The organism is Streptomyces turgidiscabies Car8, assembly GCF_000331005.1.
GTDB lineage: Bacteria > Actinomycetota > Actinomycetes > Streptomycetales > Streptomycetaceae > Streptomyces > Streptomyces turgidiscabies.
In genome coordinates this window covers 1-21525 of record NZ_AEJB01000473.1, presented here as the reverse complement: position 1 = coordinate 21525, position 21525 = coordinate 1, and the positions used below count along the sequence as shown (strand labels likewise).

The following is a 21525-nucleotide window of genomic DNA, read 5'->3' as shown; positions in this document are numbered from 1 at the left end:
CGCTGACGATGCCGCGGTACCCCATCGCGTGTACGGCGGTGCACAACTCGTGTGCCTCGCGCAAGAAGGGGTCGAAGGCGGGGAGCCAGGCGGCGGGCGCCGGCCAGACATGGCCATTCAGCACGGGTTGCATACGCATGGCGCCGTGGCCCGCGAGTTCGATGCCCTGGCCGGTGAGATGGAACTCGACACACAAGGGCAGGGCCCTACGGGCGGTCCGGAGGGGGCGCCCGGGGACACGTACTCCCGCACAGCCCGTTCACAGGCACCCGCTATCCTCGCCCCCGCGGAAGTGCCGCACGGGGAGGGAAACGATGTCGGGCAAGGGGAGAGGCCGGGGGCTGGGGGTCGCAGCCGTCGTGGTGGGACTGGTGGGGGTGGTGCTGGCACTCGGCGCCGTCGCGTACGGACGGAGCTCGTACGGGGCCGCCACGATCAGCAGCCAGAGCATGGCGCCTGCGTACGGGCCGGGCGACCGCGTCATCTACGACCGGGTCGACGGCGGCGACGTACGGCGCGGTGACGTCGTGCTGTTCTCGGCGCCGGAGCGCTACCAGTCCGATGTGAGCGTGATGCAGCGGGTGATCGGTGTCGGTGGCGACCGGGTGGTGTGCTGCACGGGCGAGGGTTCGGGTGCGCGGCTCAGCGTGAACGGGAAGCCGGTCCCGGAGCCGTATGTGAACGGCGGCGACGCGGACGGCGTGCACGCGTCGTACGACGTGACGGTCCCGAAGGGACGGCTGTTCCTGCTCGGCGACAACCGGGCGGACTCCCTGGACTCGCGCTTCTTCGCGCGCGACCACGACGGGACGGTCGCCGAGTCCGCCGTGACGGGCCGGATGACCGACCGCCACACGATGCCCGTCGTCATCGGAACGGCCGTCATGGCCGGGTCGGTCCTTGCCCTGGTCGGAATCGGGCTGGGGATCGCCGCGTTCGTCGTACGGCGGCGGTGGCGCAGGGCGTCGGTACCTGTGGCGCCCCAGCCGGTGCAACCGGTCCAGTGACGTGACCTCCCGGGGCCGCAGCCACAGCCGCGGCCCCGGGAACACGGGGGAAGCTACCCCGCGTCGGCCGCCGACTCGGTCAGCAGCGCGTGCAGCGGCTTCCCGGCCCGCTGGCGGTACTCCTGGATCGCCCAGCCGTTGCCGTCGGGGTCCTTGAAGTACATGAACGTGGCGCCGTCGTCCGGTGAGTACTGCATCGGCTCCGACACCTCAAGACCACGTTCCACCAGCTCGGCGTGGGCCGCCTTGATGTCGGCGACGCACAGCTGGAGGCCCTGGTAGGAGCCCGGTGCGGGCGTCGGGCCGTCCATCGTGTCCCAGATGGTGTCGCCCAGCGCGATCGAACAGCCCGAGCCCGGAGGCGTGAGCTGGACGATGCGCATCCCCGGCATGACCTCCTGGTCGATGTCGACATGGAATCCGGCCTTGTCGCGGTAGAAGTCCCGGGCCCGGTCGATGTCACTCACGGGCAGCGGGACGACTTCGAGCGTGTACTGCATCGCTGGTCCTCCAGATCGCGTTCACGTCGTCCTTGGCGGAACGGCTCCCCTCACCGAAGCCGAAAACCGGGCGGGGCGCCACCGAAACGACCATGTCGGTGGCGGAGGGAGACGTTCCGACCAGCGTGGACTTCGCTCCGGTCCGTCCGGCGCTTCCCGTCGCCCCTCCGGTTACGCTCGTGGGCGTACGACCTTGATCCGATGGTCCGACGGGAAGGCCCAGGATGATGGCGCCGGGGCGCAGGAGCAGTACCTTCACGCGGCTGCTGCGGCACGGTTTCACCGATCCCTCCGCCGCCGAGCGGCTCCTCGACAGTGCCGAGCTGGCACCCCTGCGGGACGACCCGGTGCTCCTCGACGCGCTGGGCGCGACCGCCGACCCGGATCTCGCGCTGCTCGGGCTCGTCCGGCTCGCCGAGGCGCAGGACGGGCGGACCGCCCGGCACGAGCTGCTGGACACGGTGATAGCGGCCAAGCCACTGCGCGACCGGCTCCTCGGGGTGCTCGGCGCCTCCGCCGCCCTCGCCGACCATCTGATCCGGCATCCGCGCGACTGGCAGGCCCTCGTCATGTACGAGCCCCGGGATCTCCATCCCGGGGTGGAGGAGTTCGAGCGGGGGCTCGCCGAGGCAACCGACCCCGTGTCGCTGCGCGTCGCCTACCGGCGCTGCCTGCTGTCCATCGCCGCCCGCGACGTCTGCGGCACCACCGACGTCGCCGAGACCGCCGCCGAGCTGGCCGACCTCGCCACCGCGACCCTGCGCGCCGCCCTCGCCATCGCCAGGGCCGCCGCGCCCGACGACGCCGCACTGTGCCGGCTCGCCGTCGTCGCCATGGGCAAGTGCGGCGGCCACGAGCTCAACTACGTGTCCGACGTCGACGTCATCTTCGTCGGTGAGGCTGTCGACGGCGCCGACGAGGGGAAGGCGCTGCAGGCCGCCACCCGGCTCGCCTCGCATCTCATGCGGATCTGCTCCGAGACCACCATCGAGGGGAGTATCTGGCCCGTCGACGCCAATCTGCGCCCCGAGGGCCGCAACGGTCCGCTGGTGCGTCCCCTCAGCAGCCATCTCGCCTACTACCAGCGCTGGGCCAAGACCTGGGAGTTCCAGGCCCTGTTGAAGGCCCGCCCGGTCGCCGGTGACATCGAGCTGGGGGAGGCGTACGTCGCCGCGCTCGCCCCCCTCGTCTGGCATGCCGCCGAGCGCGACAACTTCGTCGTCGACGTGCAGAAGATGCGCCGCCGCGTCGTCGAGAACATTCCCGTCGCCGAGGTCGAGCGGGAGCTGAAGCTCGGGCCCGGTGGGCTGCGGGACGTCGAATTCGCCGTCCAGCTGCTCCAGCTGGTGCACGGGCGCGCCGACACCTCCCTGCGCAGCGGGACCACCCTGGACGCGCTGGGCGCCCTCGCCGCCGGCGGGTACGTCGGACGCGCGGACGCCGTGCAGCTCGACGACGCCTATCGCTTCCTGCGGTCCATGGAGCACCGGATCCAGCTGTTCCGGCTGCGCCGCACCCACCTCGTGCCCGAGGACGAGGCCGACCTGCGGCGCATCGGACGCTCGCTGGGGCTGCGCACCGATCCGGTGGCCGAGCTGAACCGGGAATGGAAACGGCACGCGTCCGTCGTACGACGGCTGCACGAGAAGCTCTTCTACCGGCCGCTGCTCGACGCCGTCGCCCAACTTGCCCCCGGCGAGACCAGATTGAGCACCGGCGCGGCCCGGGAGCGACTGGTCGCGCTCGGATACGCCGATCCGGCCGCGGCCCTCCGGCACCTGGAGGCACTGGCCAGCGGGGTCAGCCGCAAGGCGGCCATCCAACGGACGCTGCTGCCCGTCCTGTTGGGCTGGTTCGCCGACTCCGCCGACCCGGACGCCGGACTGCTCAACTTCCGCAAGGTGTCGGACGCGCTGGGCCGGACCCCCTGGTATCTACGGCTGTTGCGGGACGAAGGTGCCGCCGCCGAGAACCTGGCGCGTGTCCTGTCCGCCGGACGACTCGCCCCCGACCTGCTGATGCGGGCCCCGGAGGCCGTCGCGCTGCTCGGTGACGGCGACGGGGCGAGCGGACTGGAGCCGCGTCAGCGGGACCACCTGGAGCAGGAGATACTGGCCGCTGTCGGACGCTCCGAGACCGGCGAACAGGGCGTGTACGCGGCGCGCGGTGTCAGGCGCCGCGAGCTGTTCCGTACGGCCGCCGCCGACATCGTCGGCTCCTACGGCACCGAGCAGTCACCCGCCGAGGCCGACCAGGGCGCCCTGGTGGACCGGGTCGGCGCCGCGATCTCCGACCTCACGGCGGCCACCCTGGCCGGGACCCTACGGGCGGTCGTGCGGGACGGCTGGGGGGACACCCTGCCCACCCGGTTCACAGTGATCGGCATGGGCCGCTTCGGCGGTCACGAGCTGAACTACGGCTCCGACGCCGACGTCCTGTTCGTGCACGAACCCCGGGAGGGCGTCGACGAGCACGTGGCCGCCAAGGCGGCGAACGCCGTGGTCTCCGAGATGCGGCGGCTCCTCCAAGTGCCCAGCGCCGACCCGCCGTTGCTCATCGACGCCGATCTGCGCCCCGAGGGCAAGTCGGGGCCGCTGGTCCGGACCCTGACGTCGTACGAGGCGTACTACCGCCGCTGGTCCCTCGGTTGGGAGTCCCAGGCGCTGCTGCGGGCCGAAGTCGTCGCCGGGGACCTGGAGTTGGGGCGCCGCTTCATCGAGCTGATCGATCCGCTGCGCTACCCGGCGGAGGGGCTCGGCGACGACGCCGTGCGCGAGATCAGGCGCCTGAAGGCGCGTATGGAGTCGGAGCGGATGCCCCGCGGCGCCGATCCGACCCTGCACACCAAGCTCGGGCGGGGCGGCCTGTCGGACGTGGAGTGGACCGTCCAGTTGCTGCAACTGCAGCACGGGTGGGCCGAACCGGGCCTGCGGACGACCCGTACCCGCGAGGCCCTCGCCGCAGCCTGCGCCGCCGAACTGATCTCCGGGGAGGACGCGGCCATACTGGACGAGGCGTGGGTCCTGGCCACCCGGGTGCGCAACGCCGTGATGCTGGTGCGCGGCCGGGCCGGGGACACCTTCCCCTCCGACGGACGGGAACTGGGCGCGGTGGGACGGTACCTGGGGTACGGGCCGGGCCATGTCGGCGACATGATCGACGCGTACCGGCGGACCACCCGGCGGGCACGCGGTGTCGTGGAGACGCTGTTCTACGGGGCGTCGGCGTAGGGAGCCGGCCCCGCCTCTCCCGGCGCGGTCACGGTCACGGCGGCGGTCACGGCTTGACCGGGAGCAGCGGGCCGCCCCGCCCCCGCACCGGGACCAGTTTCGGCAGGGCGTACGGGAGCTTGCCGTACCAGAGGCGGGCCACCGTGAAGCCGAACGCCAGACACATGAGGCCGCCCACCGCGTCCAGCCAGAAGTGGTTGGCCGTGGCGACGATCACCAGCAGGGTGGCCACCGGGTAGAGAAGCCCGAGAACGCGCACCCACGGGACGCTGGCCAGCGCGAAGATCGTCAGACCGCACCAGGTGGACCAGCCGATGTGCATCGACGGCATCGCCGCGTACTGGTTCGACATGTGCTTGAGGTCGCCGGAGGCCATCGAACCCCAGGTGTGGTGGACCATCACTGTGTCGACGAAGTCGCCGCCGTTCATCAGCCGGGGCGGGGCCAGCGGATACAGGTAGTAACCGACCAGGGCCACCACCGTGGTCGCGAAGAGGGTCAGCCGTGTCGCCGCGTACCGGCCGGGGTGACAGCGGTACAGCCACACCAGGACACCGAGAGTGACGACGAAGTGCAGCGTCGCGTAGTAGTAGTTCATGCCCACGATCAGCCAAGTCACTGAGTTGATCGCGTGGTTGACCGACTCCTCGACAGCGATGCCCAGGGTGTGCTCGGTCTTCCAGAGCCAGTCCGCGTTGCGCAGCGCCTCGGCCTTCTGCTCCGGCACGGCGTTACGGATCATCGAGTACGTCCAGTAACTGACCGCGATCAGAAGGATCTCGAACCAGAGCCGTGGCCGGCGCGGAGTCCGCACTCGGCGCAGGAGTCCCCTGACCACGTCGCCGTTCCCCTCCGCCGTGTCGTCCGTGACGGAATGTGGAGCGGCCCGGTCGTGGCCTTCCCTGGTTGTCACGGTCGATTCGCCCATGGACACAGAGTCTGCCAGATACGGTCCCCTCCCAGATCATCCCCTGGTCCTGTCCGACCCGCACGTTCTACGGCAGGCTGACAGGGCCCGAACTACTACCAGGGGACTGCCCGAAGCAGGGCATTCTCCACCCTGAGGACGACCCTTGAGGAACAGCGCGGGAAGCCGGGCAGGCGGGCCGGTCGGGCAGGCCTCAGGGGCGGGTGCGGTCCCCGGGGGCCGAGGCCGTGGAACCCCGGACCACCAGTTCCGGCATGAACACGAACTCGCTGTGCGGGGCCGGCGTACCGCCGATCTCCTCAAGCAGCGTGCGTACGGCGGCCTGGCCCATCGCCGGGACCGGCTTGCGGACCGTGGTGAGGGGCGGGTCGGTGAAGGCGATCAGCGGGGAGTCGTCGAACCCCACGACCGAGACGTCCCGGGGGACCTCCAGACCGCGCTGCCGGGCCGCCCGTATCGCGCCCAGCGCCATCATGTCGCTCGCGCACACCACCGCCGTGCAGTCACGGTCGATGAGCGCCATGGCCGCCGCCTGGCCGCCCTCCAGCGTGTACAGCGAGTGCTGGACGAACCGCGTCTCGACGTCCTGCGCCGTCAGGCCCAGCAGATCCTGCATCGTCCGTACGAAGCCCTCGATCTTGCGCTGGACCGGCACGAAACGCTTCGGGCCCAGGGCCAGACCGATACGGGTGTGGCCGAGCGAGACGAGGTGGGTGACCGCGAGGTTCATCGCCGCGCGGTCGTCGGGGGAGATGAACGGCGCCTGCACCTTGGGGGAGAAGCCGTCCACCAGGACGAACGGCACGCCCTGGGCCCGCAGTTGCTCGTAGCGTGTCATGTCGGCGGAGGTGTCCGCGTGCAGTCCGGAGACGAAGATGATGCCGGCCACGCCCCGGTCGACGAGCATCTCCGTCAGCTCGTCCTCCGTGGAACCGCCGGGCGTCTGGGTGGCCAGGACCGGGGTGTAACCCTGCCGGGTGAGGGCCTGGCCGATGACCTGCGCCAGGGCCGGGAAGATCGGGTTCTCCAGTTCCGGGGTGATGAGGCCCACCAGGCCCTCGCTGCGCTGGCGCAGCCGGACAGGGCGCTCGTAGCCCAGTACGTCGAGGGCGGCGAGCACGGTCTGGCGGGTGGTGGCGGCGACGCCCGGCTTCCCGTTCAGGACCCGGCTGACTGTCGCTTCGCTCACCCCCGCCTGGGCGGCGATGTCGGCAAGCCGTGTGGTCACAGGGCTGGACTGTACCGGGCGGCCCTCGCCTTGCCCACCGAACGGACGCCGGGCGCGGGCCGTCGAACGGCCTGCCGGACGGCCGGGACGGCCGCTCGCCGCTGCGGGTTGCTGCGTCATCGCGCTCCCTCATGGGTCTGGCGTGGGGTGTGACGTGCGTCTGGAGTGCGCTGATGGGGCGTACATGGCAAGAGCTTGCAGAGTCTTGCACAAGTGCCCCAGATCCCGCTGGGCAGCGGCAGAACAGGGGGTCAGGCCATTCGGTGGCAGCGGTTCGAGAGGTCACGGCGAGGTAACTGTCGCGGGTTCTTGCACTTTTTTGCTGCAAGGTCTTTCGTAGCGCTTACATGGCTGTTACGTTCACGTCGCCCGGCGGCGGCAACGGTGCGGCCGACTGACAACTTATGGAGAACTCATGCGGCGTGGCATAGCGGCCACCGCGCTGGTGGCGTCCCTCGCCCTCGCGGCGACAGCCTGCGGCGGAGACGACAGCGGCAGTGACAAGGCCGACGGTCCGGTCACCATCACCTGGTGGGACACCTCCAACGCCACCAACGAGGCGCCGACGTACCAGGCCCTCGTCAAGGAGTTCGAGGCCGCCAACAAGGACGTCAAGGTCAAGTACGTCAACGTCCCCTTCGACCAGGCGCAGAACAAGTTCGACACCGCCGCCGGTGCCTCCGGCGCCCCGGACGTGCTGCGCTCCGAGGTCGGCTGGACCCCCGCCTTCGCCAAGAAGGGCTTCCTGCTGCCGCTCGACGGCACCGAGGCCCTCACCGACGAGGCCGAGTTCCAGCCCAGCCTGATCGAACAGGCCAAGTACGAGGGCAAGACGTACGGCGTCCCGATCGTCACCGACACCCTCGCGCTCGTCTACAACAAGGCGCTCTTCACGAAGGCCGGCCTCACCGAGGCGCCCAAGACCTGGGCCGACCTGAAGACGGCCGCCGCCACCATCAAGGCGAAGACCGGCGTCGACGGCTACTGGGGCTCCACCCAGGCCTACTACGCGCAGAGCTTCCTCTACGGCGAGGGCACCGACACCGTCGACGTCACCGCCAAGAAGATCACCGTCAACTCGGCCCCCGCCAAGAAGGCGTACGGCACCTGGCTCGGCCTCTTCGACGGCAAGGGGCTGCACAAGGCGGACACCACCGCCGACGCCTACGCCCACATCCAGGACGCGTTCGTCAACGGCAAGGTCGCCGCGATCGTCCAGGGCCCGTGGGAGATCACCAACTTCTACAAGGGTGCCGCGTTCAAGGACAAGGCCAACCTCGGTATCGCCACCGTCCCGGCCGGCTCCAGCGGCAAGGCGGGCGCCCCGACCGGCGGCCACAACCTCTCCGTGTACGCGGGCTCGGACGCCGCGCACCAGAAGGCCGCGCTGAAGTTCGTCAACTTCATGACGTCCGCGAAGTCCCAGTCGCAGATCGCCCTGAAGAACTCGACGCTGCCCACCCGCGACGACGCCTACACCGCCGAGGTCAAGGCCGACCCGGGCCTCGCCGGCTACCAGGGCGTCCTCGCCGCCGCCCAGCCCCGCCCGGCGCTGCCCGAGTACAGCTCCCTGTGGGGGCCGCTCGACACCGAGCTGCCGCAGATCGCGGGCGGCAAGGAGTCCCTCGACAAGGGCCTGGGCAACGCGGAGACCGCGATCGCCAAGCTGGTCCCGGACTTCACCAAGTGATCGGCAAGTGACCCGAATGGCCGTCGGAACCGCCCAGTTGGACCCGGGGGACGGTTCCGGCGGTCATCGGCCCTGCGCGGCCGTACCCCTTGGTCTCCCAGGTCTCCCGAGACTTCCCGATCTTCCTGATCCTCCAGAAGGTGTCGAACCATGACAGTCGCCATCGACCGCGCCACCGGCAAGCGCCGGGGTGAGCCCGGGAAGCGCCCCGGCCGGCTCGATCGTCTCAAGCACGCCTACCAGAAGTACTGGTACGCGTACGCGATGATCGCGCCCGTGGTCGTCGTGCTCGGCGGACTCGTGCTCTACCCGCTCGTGCGCGGCCTCTACCTGACGCTCACGGACGCCAACAGCCTCAACTCCGCCCGCACGATCGGCGTCAACCACATCGACGCCACCTACAAGTTCATCGGCTTCGACAACTACGCCGACATCCTGTGGGGCGACACCGCGTACGACCGCTTCTGGTCGCACTTCATCTGGACGATCGTCTGGACCGTCCTCTGCGTGGCCCTGCACTACAGCATCGGCCTCGGCCTGGCCCTCCTGCTGAACCAGAAGCTGCGCGGGCGCACCTTCTACCGGCTGATCCTGGTCCTGCCGTGGGCCGTGCCCACCTTCGTCACCGTCTTCGGCTGGCGGTTCATGCTCGCCGACGGCGGCATCATCAACACGATGCTCGACGCCGTGCACCTGCCGTCACCGCTGTGGCTGGAGGACACCTTCTGGCAGCGGTTCGCCGCGATCATGGTCAACACCTGGTGCGGGGTGCCGTTCATGATGGTCTCGCTGCTCGGCGGCCTCCAGTCCATCGACTCCACGCTGTACGAGGCGGCGGACATGGACGGCGCGAACGCCTGGCAGAGGTTCTGGTACGTCACCCTGCCGGGCCTGCGCTCCGTCAGCTCCACCGTCGTACTCCTCGGAATCATCTGGACGTTCAACCAGTTCGCCGTCATCTTCCTGCTGTTCGGCAACACCGCCCCGGACGCGGACATCCTCGTCACCTGGGCCTACCACCTCGGCTTCGGCCAACAGCCGCGCGACTTCGCGCAGTCGGCGGCCTACGGCATGCTGCTGCTGGCCATCCTCGTCGTCTTCACCTCCTTCTACCGCCGCTGGCTGAACCGCGATGAGCAGCAGCTCGCGATCTGAGGCAGGAGTCCCAACCCCCATGAGTGCCATGACAGTTCAGAAGTCCGCGAAGCCGGACCCGGCCGACCCGGCCGCCGCCCCGCAGCTCGCACGCGGCCGGCGCGGCCTCGCCACCGCCCTCGCCTCCCACGGCATCCTGACCGTCGCGAGCCTGATCGCGCTCTTCCCGATCGCCTGGCTGCTCTATCTGTCCCTCGGCCCCGACAAGGACGACTACCTCCACCCCGGGGGCATCTGGGACAAGATGACGTTCGACAACTACTCGTTCGTCCTCCAGCACACCAACTTCTTCGACTGGCTGAAGAGTTCGCTGATCGTCTCGCTCGGGACGACGGTCATCGGCGTGATGGTCGCGGCGACCACCGGCTACGCGGTCTCGCGGATGCGCTTCCCCGGCTACCGCAAGTTCATGTGGGTGCTGCTGGTCACCCAGATGTTCCCGATCGCCGTACTCATCGTGCCGATGTACCAGATCCTGTCGGACCTCCAGCTCATCGACCACTACTTCGGACTGGTCCTCGTCTACTGCTCGACTGCCGTGCCCTACTGCGCCTGGCTGCTCAAGGGATACTTCGACACGATCCCCTTCGAGATCGACGAGGCGGGACGCGTCGACGGGCTGACCCCCTTCGGCACCTTCGCGCGGCTCATCCTGCCGCTGGCCAAACCGGGCCTGGCGGTCGCCGCGTTCTACAGCTTCATCACCGCCTTCGGCGAGGTCGCGTTCGCCTCGACGTTCATGCTGTCGGACACGAAGTACACCTTCGCGGTCGGCCTGCAGAGCTTCGTCAGCGAGCACGACGCCCAGCGCAACCTGATGGCCGCCACCGCGGTACTGGTCGCGATACCCGTCTCCGCCTTCTTCTACCTGGTCCAGAAGAACCTGGTGGCAGGCCTGACAGCGGGCGGCACGAAGGGCTGAGACCGGCCCGGCGAACTCCCGCGCGTCAACTGCCGCGCGGGAGGCGGACGCGGTGGCCATCCGACCCCGCTGTCACCGCGTCCGCCTGTTTGTTTCAGGGGCGCGGGGCTGTGTCGATCTGCGGCTCCGCCGCGGGGCGCGACCAGCCACAGCGCACCCGCGGCCTGAAAACCCGCAGAACCCGCCCATGACCCGAACCCCGTTACGTACCAAGGACGTTATGAGCCAGCACTCCACCGCTCCGGCCCCGACCTCCACCAACGTCGCCGCCACCCCCGACTGGTGGCGCGACGCGGTGATCTACCAGGTCTACCCCCGCAGCTTCGCCGACAGCAACGGCGACGGCATGGGTGACCTGGAAGGCGTACGCACCCGGCTGCCGTATCTGCGCGACCTGGGCGTCGACGCCGTGTGGCTCAGCCCGTTCTACGCCTCCCCGCAGGCCGACGCCGGCTACGACGTCGCCGACTACCGGGCCGTGGACCCCATGTTCGGCAACCTCCTGGACGCCGACGCGCTGATCCGCGACGCCCACGAACTGAACCTCAGGATCATCGTCGACCTGGTCCCCAACCACTCCTCCGACCAGCACGAGTGGTTCAAGCGGGCGCTGCGCGAGGGCCCCCGCTCATCGCTCCGGGACCGCTACCACTTCCGCCCCGGCAAGGGCGAGACCGGCGAACTCCCGCCCAACGACTGGGAGTCCGTCTTCGGCGGCCCGGCGTGGACGCGGGTCACGGAGCCCGACGGCACGCCCGGCGCCTGGTACCTGCACCTCTTCGCGCCCGAGCAGCCCGACTTCAACTGGGAACACCCGGCCGTCGGGGACGAGTTCCGCTCGGTCCTCCGCTTCTGGCTCGACATGGGCGTCGACGGATTCCGTATCGACGTCGCACACGGCCTGGTGAAGGCGGAGGGCCTCCCGGACCTGGGAACCCACGACCAGGTGAAGCTGCTGGGCAACGATGTCATGCCGTTCTTCGACCAGGACGGCGTGCACGCGATCTACCGGCAGTGGCGCACGATCCTCGACGAGTACGCGGGTGAGCGCATCTTCGTCGCGGAGGCGTGGACCCCGACGATCGAGCGCACCGCGAACTACGTCCGCCCGGACGAACTCCACCAGGCCTTCAACTTCCAGTACCTGGCGACCTATTGGGACGCGGCGGAGCTGAGGAGCGTCATCGACCGCACCCTGGACGCCATGCGCCCGGTCGGCGCCCCCGCCACCTGGGTCCTCTCCAACCACGACGTCACCCGTCACGCCACCCGCTTCGCCAACGAGCCCGGCCTCGGCACGCAGATCCGCCTCGCCGGAGACCGCGCGCTGGGCCTGCGCAGGGCCCGCGCGGCGACGCTGTTGATGCTGGCGCTGCCCGGCTCGGCGTACGTCTACCAGGGCGAGGAGCTGGGCCTCCCGGACGTCGTCGACCTCTCCGACGAGGTCCGCCAGGACCCCGCGTACTTCCGGGGCGCGGGCCAGGACGGCTTCCGAGACGGCTGCCGGGTGCCGATCCCCTGGACCCGCGAGGGCTCCTCGTACGGCTTCGGCTCGGGCGGCGCCTGGCTCCCGCAGCCGGGGGAGTGGGCCGAGCTGAGCGTCGAGGCCCAGACCGGGACACCCGGCTCGACCCTGGAGCTCTACCGCTCCGCACTCACCGCCCGACGCGAACATCCCGCCCTCGGCGCGGGCGACTCCGTCGAGTGGCTTCGGTCGCCCGAGGGCGTCCTCGCCTTCCGGCGCGGCGACTTCGTGTGCGTCGCGAACACGAGCGGTGAGGCGGTCACGATCCGCGCGTACGGCGAGATCCTGGTCGCCAGCGCCGAGGTGACGGTGACGGACGACGAGGCGAAGCTTCCGGCGGACACGACGGTGTGGTGGACGACGGTCTGACGATCCCGCCTGCCTGAGCAGGCGTCGCCGATCGAACTCGCGGGACCCGCCGCCCAGTTGGGCGGCGGGTCCTACTCGGCTGCGACAGTCCGGGGACCGGTTCGTTTCACGGAGGCGATCACGGCGGAAAGGGCCGTGGTGACGGCGAGGCTCCCCACCATGACCATCCCCACGCCGATGACGAAGAGGCCACTGGCGTCGTCCGACCAGTCGTAGTAGGCGGCAACGGTCAGGCCGGCCGGGATGCCGAGCACAGCGCCCGGGAAGCGGCTCCGGGATGCCGCCCAGTACGCCGGCGCCAGCAGGGTCAGTACCAGTCCGATCACCTGCCACGCCTCGTACGGGCCGGTGGTGGAGCCATCGGGGTGCACGTCACGCTGCTGGTCCCAGCCCAGCCAGGCGGCCCACGCCGCCAGTGCCACCCCGGTCGGCACCAGGATCGGCAGCAGGTGGCGAACAGGTTTGAACAGGTCCTTTTCCATGGCCAAAGCGTCTCGGCCCGCCGCGTAGCCGACCAGAGCGCGTGTACTCAGCTCCACCTGAGTACATGGATGCACCGCTCCGGGTCCGCCGAAAGCGTCTGTCCCTCCCCTCGTAGCGTGAAGACCCTGACTGCAGGGGAAGTTGGGAGTCATGGCGGAGAAGCGACGGAAGTTCGATCCGGAGTTCCGTGAGGGGGCCGTACGGATCGTCACGGAGACCGGCAAAACGATCGCGGAGGTCGCCGAGGATCTGGGGATCAACGAGGCCACCCTGGCGAGCTGGGTCTCCCGCGCCCGTCGGGCAGGGACCGTACCGGCTGGCGGGAGCGACGAGTTGGAGCGGTTGCGACGGGAGAATGCCCAGCTCAGGCGGGACAACAAGGAGCTGGGCATGGAGCGTGATGTCCTCAAACGCTGCATGGTCCTGTGGGTGAAGTAGCCGTGGCGGACCCGGCGTCCGTCGTCGGGGTGATCAGCGACTTCAGGACCGAGCACGGCATTTCGCACCGCGTCTCCTGCCGCGCCCTGGGCGTGAGCGAGTCGTGGTTCTACAAGCACCGCATCCGCCGACCTACCCGGCGTGAGCTGCGCAGACAGCACCTGATCGAAGCGGTGGAGGAGGAGTTCGACACTTCCGGCGGCACCTACGGCTCGCCGAAGATCTGGATCAGGCTGGTGAGGCAGGGCTGGCGGGTCTCGGTGAACACCATCGCGAAGATCATGGCCGAGCTCGGCCTGGTCGCACGGAAGGTGTGCAGACGGCGGGGGCTGACCCGGCCGGGCAAGCGGCCGGCCGCCCCGGACTTCGTACGGCGGGACTTCACCGCCGAGGCACCCGACCTGGTCTGGTGCGGGGACATGACGGAGATCGGGACCGGCGAGGGCAAGCTCTACCTGGCCACGGTCATCGACCTGTTCTCCCGCCGCCTGCTCGGGTATGCGATGGGTGCCCGTCACGATGCCGAACTGGTGGTGGCCGCCCTGCACATGGCCGTGGCGACCCGCGGCGGGGACGTGCGCGGCGTCATTTTCCACACGGACCGCGGCAGCGAGTACGGCTCTCGGAGGTTCCGCCGAGCCTGCCGCCGGCTGGGCGTCTTCCAGTCCATGGGCCGGGTCGGCTCGTGCTTCGACAACGCCGTCAGCGAGGCATTCAACAGCGTGCTGAAGGTCGAGTACGTCCACCGACACACCTTCGCCACACGCACCGAGGCCCGGATCCGGATCGCGACCTGGATCACCGACTTCTACAACAGCCGTCGGCTACACAGCGTGTGTGGCTTCGAGAGCCCGATCGACTACGAACATAGCTATCAGGCCAGCCTCACCGAGGAACTGGCTGCATAGGAAGGTCTCCACAAATCGAGGGGATTGACACGTCCCAAGGGTTGACCGTTGGACAAGTGGGCTCGTATTTTCTGCTCGGTTGAAAGTTTTCAGCCATCTTGCAGCAAGAACCGGCAACAGATCTTGCCTGGACCTTCAACGGAGAAGGACCCCCACATGGCCAGTAGGACCCTGTCCGGTGCGCTCGCCCTGGCGGCGGGTGCGTCGATCGCGCTAGCTGTCCCGACGGGCGCCGCCCACGCCTCCCCGCCCGGCACCAAGGACGTCACCGCCGTCCTCTTCGAGTGGAAGTTCGCCTCGGTGGCGAAGGAGTGCACCAACACCCTCGGCCCCGCCGGCTACGGATTCGTGCAGGTCTCCCCGCCCGCCGAGCACATACAGGGCTCGCAGTGGTGGACCTCGTACCAGCCCGTCAGTTACCGGATCGCGGGGCGGCTCGGCGACGCCGCCGCATTCCAGAGCATGGTCAACACCTGCCACGCCGCGGGCGTCAAGGTCGTCGTCGACACCGTCATCAACCACATGTCGGCGGGCAGCGGCACCGGCACCGGCGGTTCGTCGTACAGCAAGTACAACTACCCCGGCCTGTACTCCTCGTCCGACTTCGACGACTGCACCTCGACGGTCAACAACTACCAGGACCGCTGGAACGTCCAGCACTGCGAGCTCGTCACCCTCGCCGATCTCGACACGGGTGAGGACTACGTCCGTTCGGCCATCGCCGGGTACATGAACTCGCTCCTCGGCTACGGCGTCGACGGCTTCCGTATCGACGCGGCCAAGCACATCGCCGCCGCCGACCTCGCCAACATCAAGTCCCGGCTGAGCAACACGTCGGTGTACTGGAAGCAGGAGGCCATCTACGGGAGTGGCGAGGCCGTCCAGCCCGCCGAGTACACGGGTAACGGCGATGTCCAGGAGTTCCGTTACGCCTTCGACCTCAAGCGGGTCTTCAACAACGAGAACCTCGCCTACCTGAAGAACTACGGGGAGGGCTGGGGCTATATGAGCAGCTCGGTCTCGGGCGTCTTCGTCGACAACCACGACACCGAGCGCAACGGCTCCACCCTCAGCTACAAGGACAACGCCAACTACACACTCGCCAACGTCTTCATGCTCGCCTACCCGTACGGCGCCCCGGACATCAACTCCGGCTACGAGTTCTCCGACACGGACGCCGGCCCTCCCAACGGCGGTACGGTCAACGCCTGTTGGCAGGACGGCTGGAAGTGCCAGCACGCCTGGCCGGAGATCCTGCGCATGGTCGCCTTCCGCAACGCCACCCGCGGTGAGTCCGTCGGCAACTGGTGGGACAACGGGGGCGACGCCATCGCCTTCGGACGGGGCAGCAAGGGGTACGTGGCCATCAACCACGAGTCGAGCAGCCTGAGCCGGACCTACCAGACCTCGCTGGCCGCCGGGACGTACTGCAACGTGCAGAGCAACACGTCGGTGACCGTGAATTCGAGCGGCCAGTTCACCGCGACGCTGGGTGCGAACACTGCCCTGGCGATCTACGCGGGCAAGTCGAGCTGCTGAAAGTTCTTTCCAGTGGTTTCAGGACTCTTGCTGTAAGCGTTTCCTCGGCGATACGGTCGCGCGGGGTCGGACCCGCAAGAGCCGCGATCGCAAGGAGTCCACGTCCGTGATACCGAGATGGTCGGCGCCGCCGAGGCGTCGCACTGCCCGCACAGCCCTTACTGCCCGTGCGGGCAGGGTCGCTGCGGTCACCGTGACCGCGTTGGCCGCAGCGCTCGTCCAGCCCCTGGCCGCCGGGGCGAACACGTCGCCCCCGCCCCCGCCGCCGTCAGACAGGAAGCTCGCCGCCGAACCGGCCCGGCACGACGCCACCCGCGAGCAGTTCTACTTCGTCCTCCCGGACCGTTTCGCCAACGGCAGCACCGCCAACGACCGTGGCGGACTCACCGGTTCACGCCTCGCCACCGGCTACGACCCCACCGACAAGGGCTTCTACCAGGGCGGCGACCTCAAGGGCCTCACCAGCAAGCTCGACTACATCAAGGGCCTCGGCACCACCGCCATCTGGCTGGCCCCGATCTTCAAGAACGCGCCCGTGCAGGGGACCGGGGCGGACGCCTCCGCCGGATACCACGGCTACTGGATCACCGACTTCACCCAGGTCGACCCGCACTTCGGCACCAACCAGGACCTCGAAACCCTCATCTCCAAGGCCCACACCAAGGGCATGAAGGTCTTCTTCGACGTCATCACCAACCACACCGCCGACGTCGTCGACTACGAGCAGAAGTCCTACGACTACCTCTCCAAGGGCGCCTTCCCGTACCTCACCCAGGCCGGCGAGCCCTTCGACGACGCCGACTACGCAGATGGGAAGAAAGACTTCCCGTCCGTCGACGCCGACTCGTTCCCGCGCACCCCCGTCGTCCCCGCCGCGAAGAAGAACGCCAAGGTCCCGTCCTGGCTCAACGACCCGGCGATGTACCACAACCGGGGCGACTCCACCTGGGCCGGCGAGTCCGCCACCTACGGCGACTTCGTCGGCCTCGACGACCTGTGGACCGAGCGTCCCGAGGTCGTCAGCGGGATGCAGAAGATCTACGAGCGCTGGGTACGGGACTTCCGGATCGACGGCTTCCGGATCGACACCGTGAAGCACGTCAACATGGAGTTCTGGACCCAGTGGGCCACGGCGCTGGACAAGTACGCGGCCGGCCACGGCCGCGACGACTTCTTCATGTTCGGCGAGGTGTACTCCGCCGACACCTCCGTGACCTCCCCGTACGTCACCCAGGGCCGCCTCGACTCCACGCTCGACTTCCCCTTCCAGGACGCGGCCCGCTCGTACGCCTCTCAGGGCGGCAGCGCCCGGAAGCTCGCGTCGGTCTTCGGCGACGACTACAAGTACACGACCGACAAGGCGAACGCCTACGAGCAGGTCACCTTCCTCGGCAACCACGACATGGGCCGGATCGGGACCTTCCTGCGGCAGGACAACCCGACGGCCACCGACGCCGAACTCCTGACCAGGGACAGGCTCGCCAACGAGCTGATGTTCCTCAGCCGGGGCAACCCGGTCGTCTACTACGGCGACGAGCAGGGCTTCACCGGCGCGGGCGGCGACAAGGACGCCCGCCAGACCATGTTCGCCTCGAAGGTCACCGACTACCTCGACGACGACGAACTCGGCACCGACCGCACCCACGCGAGCGACGCCTACGACACGAGAGCACCGCTCTACCAGCAGATCAGCGCTCTCGCCAAGCTCCGCAAGGCCAACCCTGCCCTCGCCGACGGCGTCCAGACCGAGCGCTACGCGGCCGACGGCCCCGGCGTCTACGCCTTCTCCCGCACCGATGCCCGGTTCGGCGCCCAGTCCGACGCCAGGTCCGGCACCGAGTACGTCGTGGCCTTCAACAACGCGGGTGAACCGAAGACGGCGACCTTCGCCACCGGCTCGGCGGACATGGCCTTCAGCGGGATCTACGGCACCCGTGACAAGGTGACCAGCGGCACCGACAAGAAGATCACCGTCACCGTCCCGGCCGGCTCCGCCGTCGTCCTCAAGGCCGCGGGCAAGCTCCCCGCGCCCACCGCCAAGCCGTCCCTCACCCTCACGGCCCCGGCCGCCGGAGCCACCGGCACCGTCGACATCACCGCCGACATCGACGGCGGGCAGCCGGCCCGCGTCGTCTTCGCCGCCCAGACCGGCAACGGCAAGTGGCAGACCCTCGGCTCCGCCGACCACGCGCCCTACCGGGTCACCCAGACCGTCGCCAAGGACATTGCCCCCGGAACGCCCCTGCGCTACAAGGCAGTTGTGGTCGACAGTGCCGGACGCACAGCGAGTGCCATGGCGACCTCCACCACGGGCGCCCCGCCCGCCCCCGAGGTCCCCAGGGCCTCCTCGCGCGACTATGCCGTCGTCCACTACAAGCGGTCGGACGGCGACTACACCGACTGGCGCCTGTACGCCTGGGGCGACCTCGCCGACGGCGAGAGCACGACCTGGCCCGAGGGCCACGACTTCGTCGGACGGGACGCGTACGGCGCCTTCGCCTACGTCAGGCTCAAGCCCGGTGCCTCCGACGTCAGTTACCTCGTCATCGACAAGGACGGCAACAAGGACGTCTCCGCCGACCGCTCGATCGACGTCACGAAGACCGGCGAGATCTGGGTCGAGCAGGGCAAGGAAGCCGTGCTGACCCAGAAGCCCACCGCCGACTATCCCGACCAGGACACCACCAAGGCGGTCCTCCACTACCACCGCGCCGACGGCAACTACGACGGCTGGGGACTGCACGTCTGGTCCGGCGCCGCCAACCCGACCGACTGGTCCGGCCCGCTCAAGCCGGTGCGGACCGACGCCTACGGCGCCGTCTACGAGGTTCCGCTCAACGACGCTGCCACCAGCCTCAGTTACATCCTCCACAAGGGTGACGAGAAGGACCTCCCCACCGACCAGGCCCTCGACCTCAGGACCGACGGCCACGAGGTCTGGCTCCTGAACGGCCAGGAGAAGTACCTGCTCCCACAGCCAGCGGGCAGCGCCGCCGCCCTCGACCCGACCACCTCCAAGGCCGTCTGGATCGACCGGAACACCGTCGCCTGGAACGGCGACGACACCGCCGCCTCCACCCAGTTGCTGTACTCCCGCACCGGCTCGATCACGGCGAAGGACGGCGCGCTCACCAGCACCGACGAGCGCCGGCTCCGCCTCACCAGGTCGGCTCTGACCGACGCCCAGAAGGCGAAGTTCCCGCACCTGGCCTCGTACACCGCCTGGTCCGTCGACCCGCGCGACCGCGACCGCGACCGGGTCCGCGAGGCCCTGCGCGGCCAGCTCGTCGCCTCCCAACGAGCCGCGAACGGCGCTGTATTGGCGGCGACGGGCGTGCAGATCGCCGGCGTACTCGACGATCTCTACGCCGACGCGGCGAACGCCGACCTCGGGCCGACGTTCAGCAAGGGCCGCCCGACGCTCTCCGTCTGGGCGCCCACCGCGCAGTCGGTGAAGCTCGACCTCGACGGCTCCACGGTCGCCATGAAACGCGACGACACCACCGGCGTCTGGTCCGTCACCGGCGGCAAGTCCTGGAGGGGCAAGCCCTATCGGTACGTCGTGAAGGTCTGGGCACCGAGCGTCGCCGAGGTCGTCACCAACCATGTCACCGACCCGTACTCCGTCGCCCTGACCGCCGACTCCGAGCGCAGCCTCGTCGTCGACCTGGACGACAAGTCCCTTGCCCCGGGCGGCTGGACGTCGTACGCCAAGCCGAAGGCCGTACCCCTCCACGACGCCGAGATCCAGGAACTGCACGTCAGGGACTTCTCCGTCGCCGACGACACCGTGCCCGCGAAGGACAAGGGCACCTACCGCGCCTTCGCCGACAGGGACAGCGACGGCTCCAGGCACCTCCGTGAGCTGGCGAAGGCCGGCACCTCCTACGTGCACCTCCTGCCCGTCTTCGACATCGCGACCATCCCCGAGAGGAGGGCGGACCAGGCGACCGTCGACTGCGACCTGTCCTCCTACGCCGCCGACTCCGACCGGCAGCAGGCGTGCGTCGCCGAGGTCGCCGCGAAGGACGCGTACAACTGGGGCTACGACCCGTACCACTACACCGTTCCGGAGGGCTCGTACGCGAGCGACCCGGACGGGACGCGGCGCACCGTCGAGTTCCGGCAGATGGTGAAGTCGCTCAACGGCGACGGGCTGCGGGTCGTGATGGACGTGGTCTACAACCACACCCCCGCCAGCGGTCAGGCGAAGACGAGCGTCCTCGACCAGGTGGTCCCCGGCTACTACCAGCGTCTCCTCGCGGACGGCTCGGTGGCGAACTCCACCTGCTGTGCCAACACCGCGCCCGAGAACACCATGATGGGGAAGCTCGTCGTCGACTCGATCGTCACCTGGGCCAGGGAGTACAAGGTCGACGGCTTCCGGTTCGACCTGATGGGCCACCACCCGAAGGCCAACATCCTGGCGGTCAGGAAGGCACTCGACGCACTCACCCTCAAGAAGGACGGCGTCGACGGCAAGAAGATCATCCTGTACGGGGAGGGCTGGAACTTCGGTGAGGTCGCCGACGACGCCCGCTTCGTCCAGGCCACGCAGAAGAACATGGCGGGGACGGGTATCGCGACCTTCTCCGACCGGGCTCGCGACGCCGTGCGCGGCGGCGGCCCCTTCGACGAGGACCCGGGAGTCCAGGGCTTCGCGTCCGGGCTGTACACCGACCCCAACTCGTCCACCGGCAACGGGACTTCGGCGCAGCAGAAGGCCCGCCTCCTGCACTACCAGGACCTCATCAAGGTGGGCCTGACCGGAAACCTCGCCGCCTACCGCTTCACCGACACCGACGGCAGGGACGTCACCGGCGCCCAGGTCGACTACAACGGTCAGTCCGCCGGATACGCGGACGCACCCGGCGACGCCCTCGCCTACGCCGACGCACACGACAACGAGTCACTGTTCGACGCGCTCGCCTTCAAACTGCCCGCCACGACCAGCGCGGCCGACCGGGCCCGTATGCAGGTCCTCGCCATGGCGACGGCCACCCTCTCGCAGGGCCCGGCCCTCTCCCAGGCGGGCAGCGACCTGCTGCGCTCCAAGTCCCTCGACCGCAACTCCTACGACAGCGGCGACTGGTTCAACGCCATCCACTGGAACTGCGCCGACGGCAACGGCTTCGGACGCGGGCTGCCCATGGCCGCCGACAACGCAGCCAAGTGGCCCTACGCCAAGCCCCTGTTGGGCGCCGGGAACGTCAAGGCCGGCTGCGATCAGATCCAGGGCGCGTCCGCCGCGTACCAGGACCTGCTGAGAATCCGTACGACGGAGCGCGACTTCTCCCTCGACACGGCCGGACAGGTGCAGGCGAAGCTCTCCTTCCCGCTGTCCGGCAAGGAAGAGACACCCGGCGTGATCACCATGCGACTCGGCGATCTCGTCCTCGTGTTCAACGCGACGCCCGAGAGCCGTGAGCAGCGGATCGGCTCACTGGCCGGGACCTCGTACGCGCTGCACCCCGTGCTGCGCTCGGGAGCGGACCCCGTCGTCAAGTCAGCCACGTACGAACGGGAATCGGGCACGTTCGCCGTTCCGGGGAGAACCGTCGCCGTATTCTCCCGTACCTCCTGACAAGCGCATATCGTGGTGG

At 69.2% G+C, this 21525-nt stretch carries 15 protein-coding genes; 10 read left to right on the top strand and 5 right to left on the bottom strand.

Going from position 1 to position 21525, the window contains the following annotated elements; genetic code table 11:
- The coding region (locus STRTUCAR8_RS34175; protein WP_044473378.1) for a hypothetical protein at nt 1-196 on the bottom strand (196 nt) is incomplete at its 3' end.
- A 118-nt stretch (nt 197-314) separates the two neighbouring features.
- Here STRTUCAR8_RS34175 and lepB point away from each other — a divergent pair.
- Nucleotides 315-1007, top strand: a complete 693-nt coding sequence (gene lepB / locus STRTUCAR8_RS34170) for a signal peptidase I (protein ID WP_006380801.1) — start codon at nt 315-317, stop codon at nt 1005-1007.
- A gap of 53 nt (nt 1008-1060) precedes the next feature.
- Here the strand turns inward: lepB and STRTUCAR8_RS34165 are convergent, their stop codons facing one another.
- Entirely contained in the window at nt 1061-1507 is a 447-nt protein-coding gene (locus tag STRTUCAR8_RS34165) for a VOC family protein (protein ID WP_006380795.1), read from the bottom strand.
- 224 nt (nt 1508-1731) lie between these two features.
- Here STRTUCAR8_RS34165 and STRTUCAR8_RS34160 point away from each other — a divergent pair, with 224 nt between their 5' ends.
- On the top strand, nt 1732-4737 hold the full coding sequence (locus STRTUCAR8_RS34160; protein WP_044473377.1) for a bifunctional [glutamine synthetase] adenylyltransferase/[glutamine synthetase]-adenylyl-L-tyrosine phosphorylase: 3006 nt from the start codon (nt 1732-1734) through the stop codon (nt 4735-4737).
- Between the two features lie 46 nt (nt 4738-4783).
- Here STRTUCAR8_RS34160 and STRTUCAR8_RS34155 read toward each other — a convergent pair whose 3' ends face one another.
- Entirely contained in the window at nt 4784-5665 is an 882-nt protein-coding gene (locus STRTUCAR8_RS34155) for a phosphatase PAP2 family protein (protein WP_044473376.1), read from the bottom strand.
- 193 nt (nt 5666-5858) lie between these two features.
- Nucleotides 5859-6893 carry a LacI family DNA-binding transcriptional regulator gene (locus STRTUCAR8_RS34150; RefSeq protein WP_044473375.1) on the bottom strand — a complete coding sequence of 345 codons (1035 nt, stop codon included), beginning with the start codon at nt 6891-6893 and terminating at the stop codon, nt 5859-5861.
- A gap of 415 nt (nt 6894-7308) precedes the next feature.
- Between STRTUCAR8_RS34150 and STRTUCAR8_RS34145 the strand changes: the two genes are divergently transcribed.
- The 4 genes from STRTUCAR8_RS34145 to STRTUCAR8_RS34130 all read left to right on the top strand — a co-directional run bounded on the left by STRTUCAR8_RS34145 (nt 7309) and on the right by STRTUCAR8_RS34130 (nt 12554).
- Entirely contained in the window at nt 7309-8583 is a 1275-nt protein-coding gene (locus STRTUCAR8_RS34145; protein ID WP_006380797.1) for an extracellular solute-binding protein, read from the top strand.
- Between the two features lie 150 nt (nt 8584-8733).
- Nucleotides 8734-9738: a carbohydrate ABC transporter permease gene (locus STRTUCAR8_RS34140; RefSeq protein WP_006380804.1), complete on the top strand. Its 1005-nt coding sequence runs from the start codon at nt 8734-8736 to the stop codon at nt 9736-9738.
- Between the two features lie 19 nt (nt 9739-9757).
- Nucleotides 9758-10660, top strand: a complete 903-nt coding sequence (locus tag STRTUCAR8_RS34135; protein WP_006380792.1) for a sugar ABC transporter permease — start codon at nt 9758-9760, stop codon at nt 10658-10660.
- A gap of 220 nt (nt 10661-10880) precedes the next feature.
- Nucleotides 10881-12554, top strand: a complete 1674-nt coding sequence (locus tag STRTUCAR8_RS34130; protein WP_006380799.1) for a glycoside hydrolase family 13 protein — start codon at nt 10881-10883, stop codon at nt 12552-12554.
- Nucleotides 12555-12625: 71 nt separating this feature from the next.
- Here the strand turns inward: STRTUCAR8_RS34130 and STRTUCAR8_RS34125 are convergent, their stop codons facing one another.
- The gene (locus STRTUCAR8_RS34125; RefSeq protein WP_044473379.1) at nt 12626-13036 is read right to left on the bottom strand and encodes a hypothetical protein; all 411 of its coding nucleotides are present in this window, start codon (nt 13034-13036) and stop codon (nt 12626-12628) included.
- Nucleotides 13037-13187: 151 nt separating this feature from the next.
- Between STRTUCAR8_RS34125 and STRTUCAR8_RS34120 the strand changes: the two genes are divergently transcribed.
- The 4 genes from STRTUCAR8_RS34120 (at nt 13188) to pulA (ending at nt 21506) form a co-directional block, all read left to right on the top strand.
- Nucleotides 13188-13475, top strand: a complete 288-nt coding sequence (locus STRTUCAR8_RS34120; RefSeq protein WP_006375510.1) for a transposase — start codon at nt 13188-13190, stop codon at nt 13473-13475.
- A 2-nt stretch (nt 13476-13477) separates the two neighbouring features.
- Nucleotides 13478-14383, top strand: a complete 906-nt coding sequence (locus STRTUCAR8_RS34115; protein ID WP_006375503.1) for an IS3 family transposase — start codon at nt 13478-13480, stop codon at nt 14381-14383.
- A 156-nt stretch (nt 14384-14539) separates the two neighbouring features.
- The gene (locus tag STRTUCAR8_RS34110; RefSeq protein WP_006380802.1) at nt 14540-15922 is read left to right on the top strand and encodes an alpha-amylase; all 1383 of its coding nucleotides are present in this window, start codon (nt 14540-14542) and stop codon (nt 15920-15922) included.
- A 106-nt stretch (nt 15923-16028) separates the two neighbouring features.
- On the top strand, nt 16029-21506 hold the full coding sequence (pulA, locus tag STRTUCAR8_RS34105; protein WP_006380798.1) for a pullulanase-type alpha-1,6-glucosidase: 5478 nt from the start codon (nt 16029-16031) through the stop codon (nt 21504-21506).
- Nucleotides 21507-21525: the final 19 nt, after the last annotated feature.

Bases quoted from the DNA above. Each gene is read 5' to 3' on its own strand.
- lepB (WP_006380801.1), top strand. From the start codon at position 315: ATGTCGGGCAAGGGGAGAGGCCGGGGGCTGGGGGTCGCAGCCGTCGTG.
- STRTUCAR8_RS34165 (WP_006380795.1), bottom strand. From the start codon at position 1,507: ATGCAGTACACGCTCGAAGTCGTCCCGCTGCCCGTGAGTGACATCGAC.
- STRTUCAR8_RS34160 (WP_044473377.1), top strand. From the start codon at position 1,732: ATGATGGCGCCGGGGCGCAGGAGCAGTACCTTCACGCGGCTGCTGCGG.
- STRTUCAR8_RS34155 (WP_044473376.1), bottom strand. From the start codon at position 5,665: ATGGGCGAATCGACCGTGACAACCAGGGAAGGCCACGACCGGGCCGCT.
- STRTUCAR8_RS34145 (WP_006380797.1), top strand. From the start codon at position 7,309: ATGCGGCGTGGCATAGCGGCCACCGCGCTGGTGGCGTCCCTCGCCCTC.
- STRTUCAR8_RS34140 (WP_006380804.1), top strand. From the start codon at position 8,734: ATGACAGTCGCCATCGACCGCGCCACCGGCAAGCGCCGGGGTGAGCCC.
- STRTUCAR8_RS34135 (WP_006380792.1), top strand. From the start codon at position 9,758: ATGAGTGCCATGACAGTTCAGAAGTCCGCGAAGCCGGACCCGGCCGAC.
- STRTUCAR8_RS34130 (WP_006380799.1), top strand. From the start codon at position 10,881: ATGAGCCAGCACTCCACCGCTCCGGCCCCGACCTCCACCAACGTCGCC.
- STRTUCAR8_RS34125 (WP_044473379.1), bottom strand. From the start codon at position 13,036: ATGGAAAAGGACCTGTTCAAACCTGTTCGCCACCTGCTGCCGATCCTG.
- STRTUCAR8_RS34120 (WP_006375510.1), top strand. From the start codon at position 13,188: ATGGCGGAGAAGCGACGGAAGTTCGATCCGGAGTTCCGTGAGGGGGCC.
- STRTUCAR8_RS34110 (WP_006380802.1), top strand. From the start codon at position 14,540: ATGGCCAGTAGGACCCTGTCCGGTGCGCTCGCCCTGGCGGCGGGTGCG.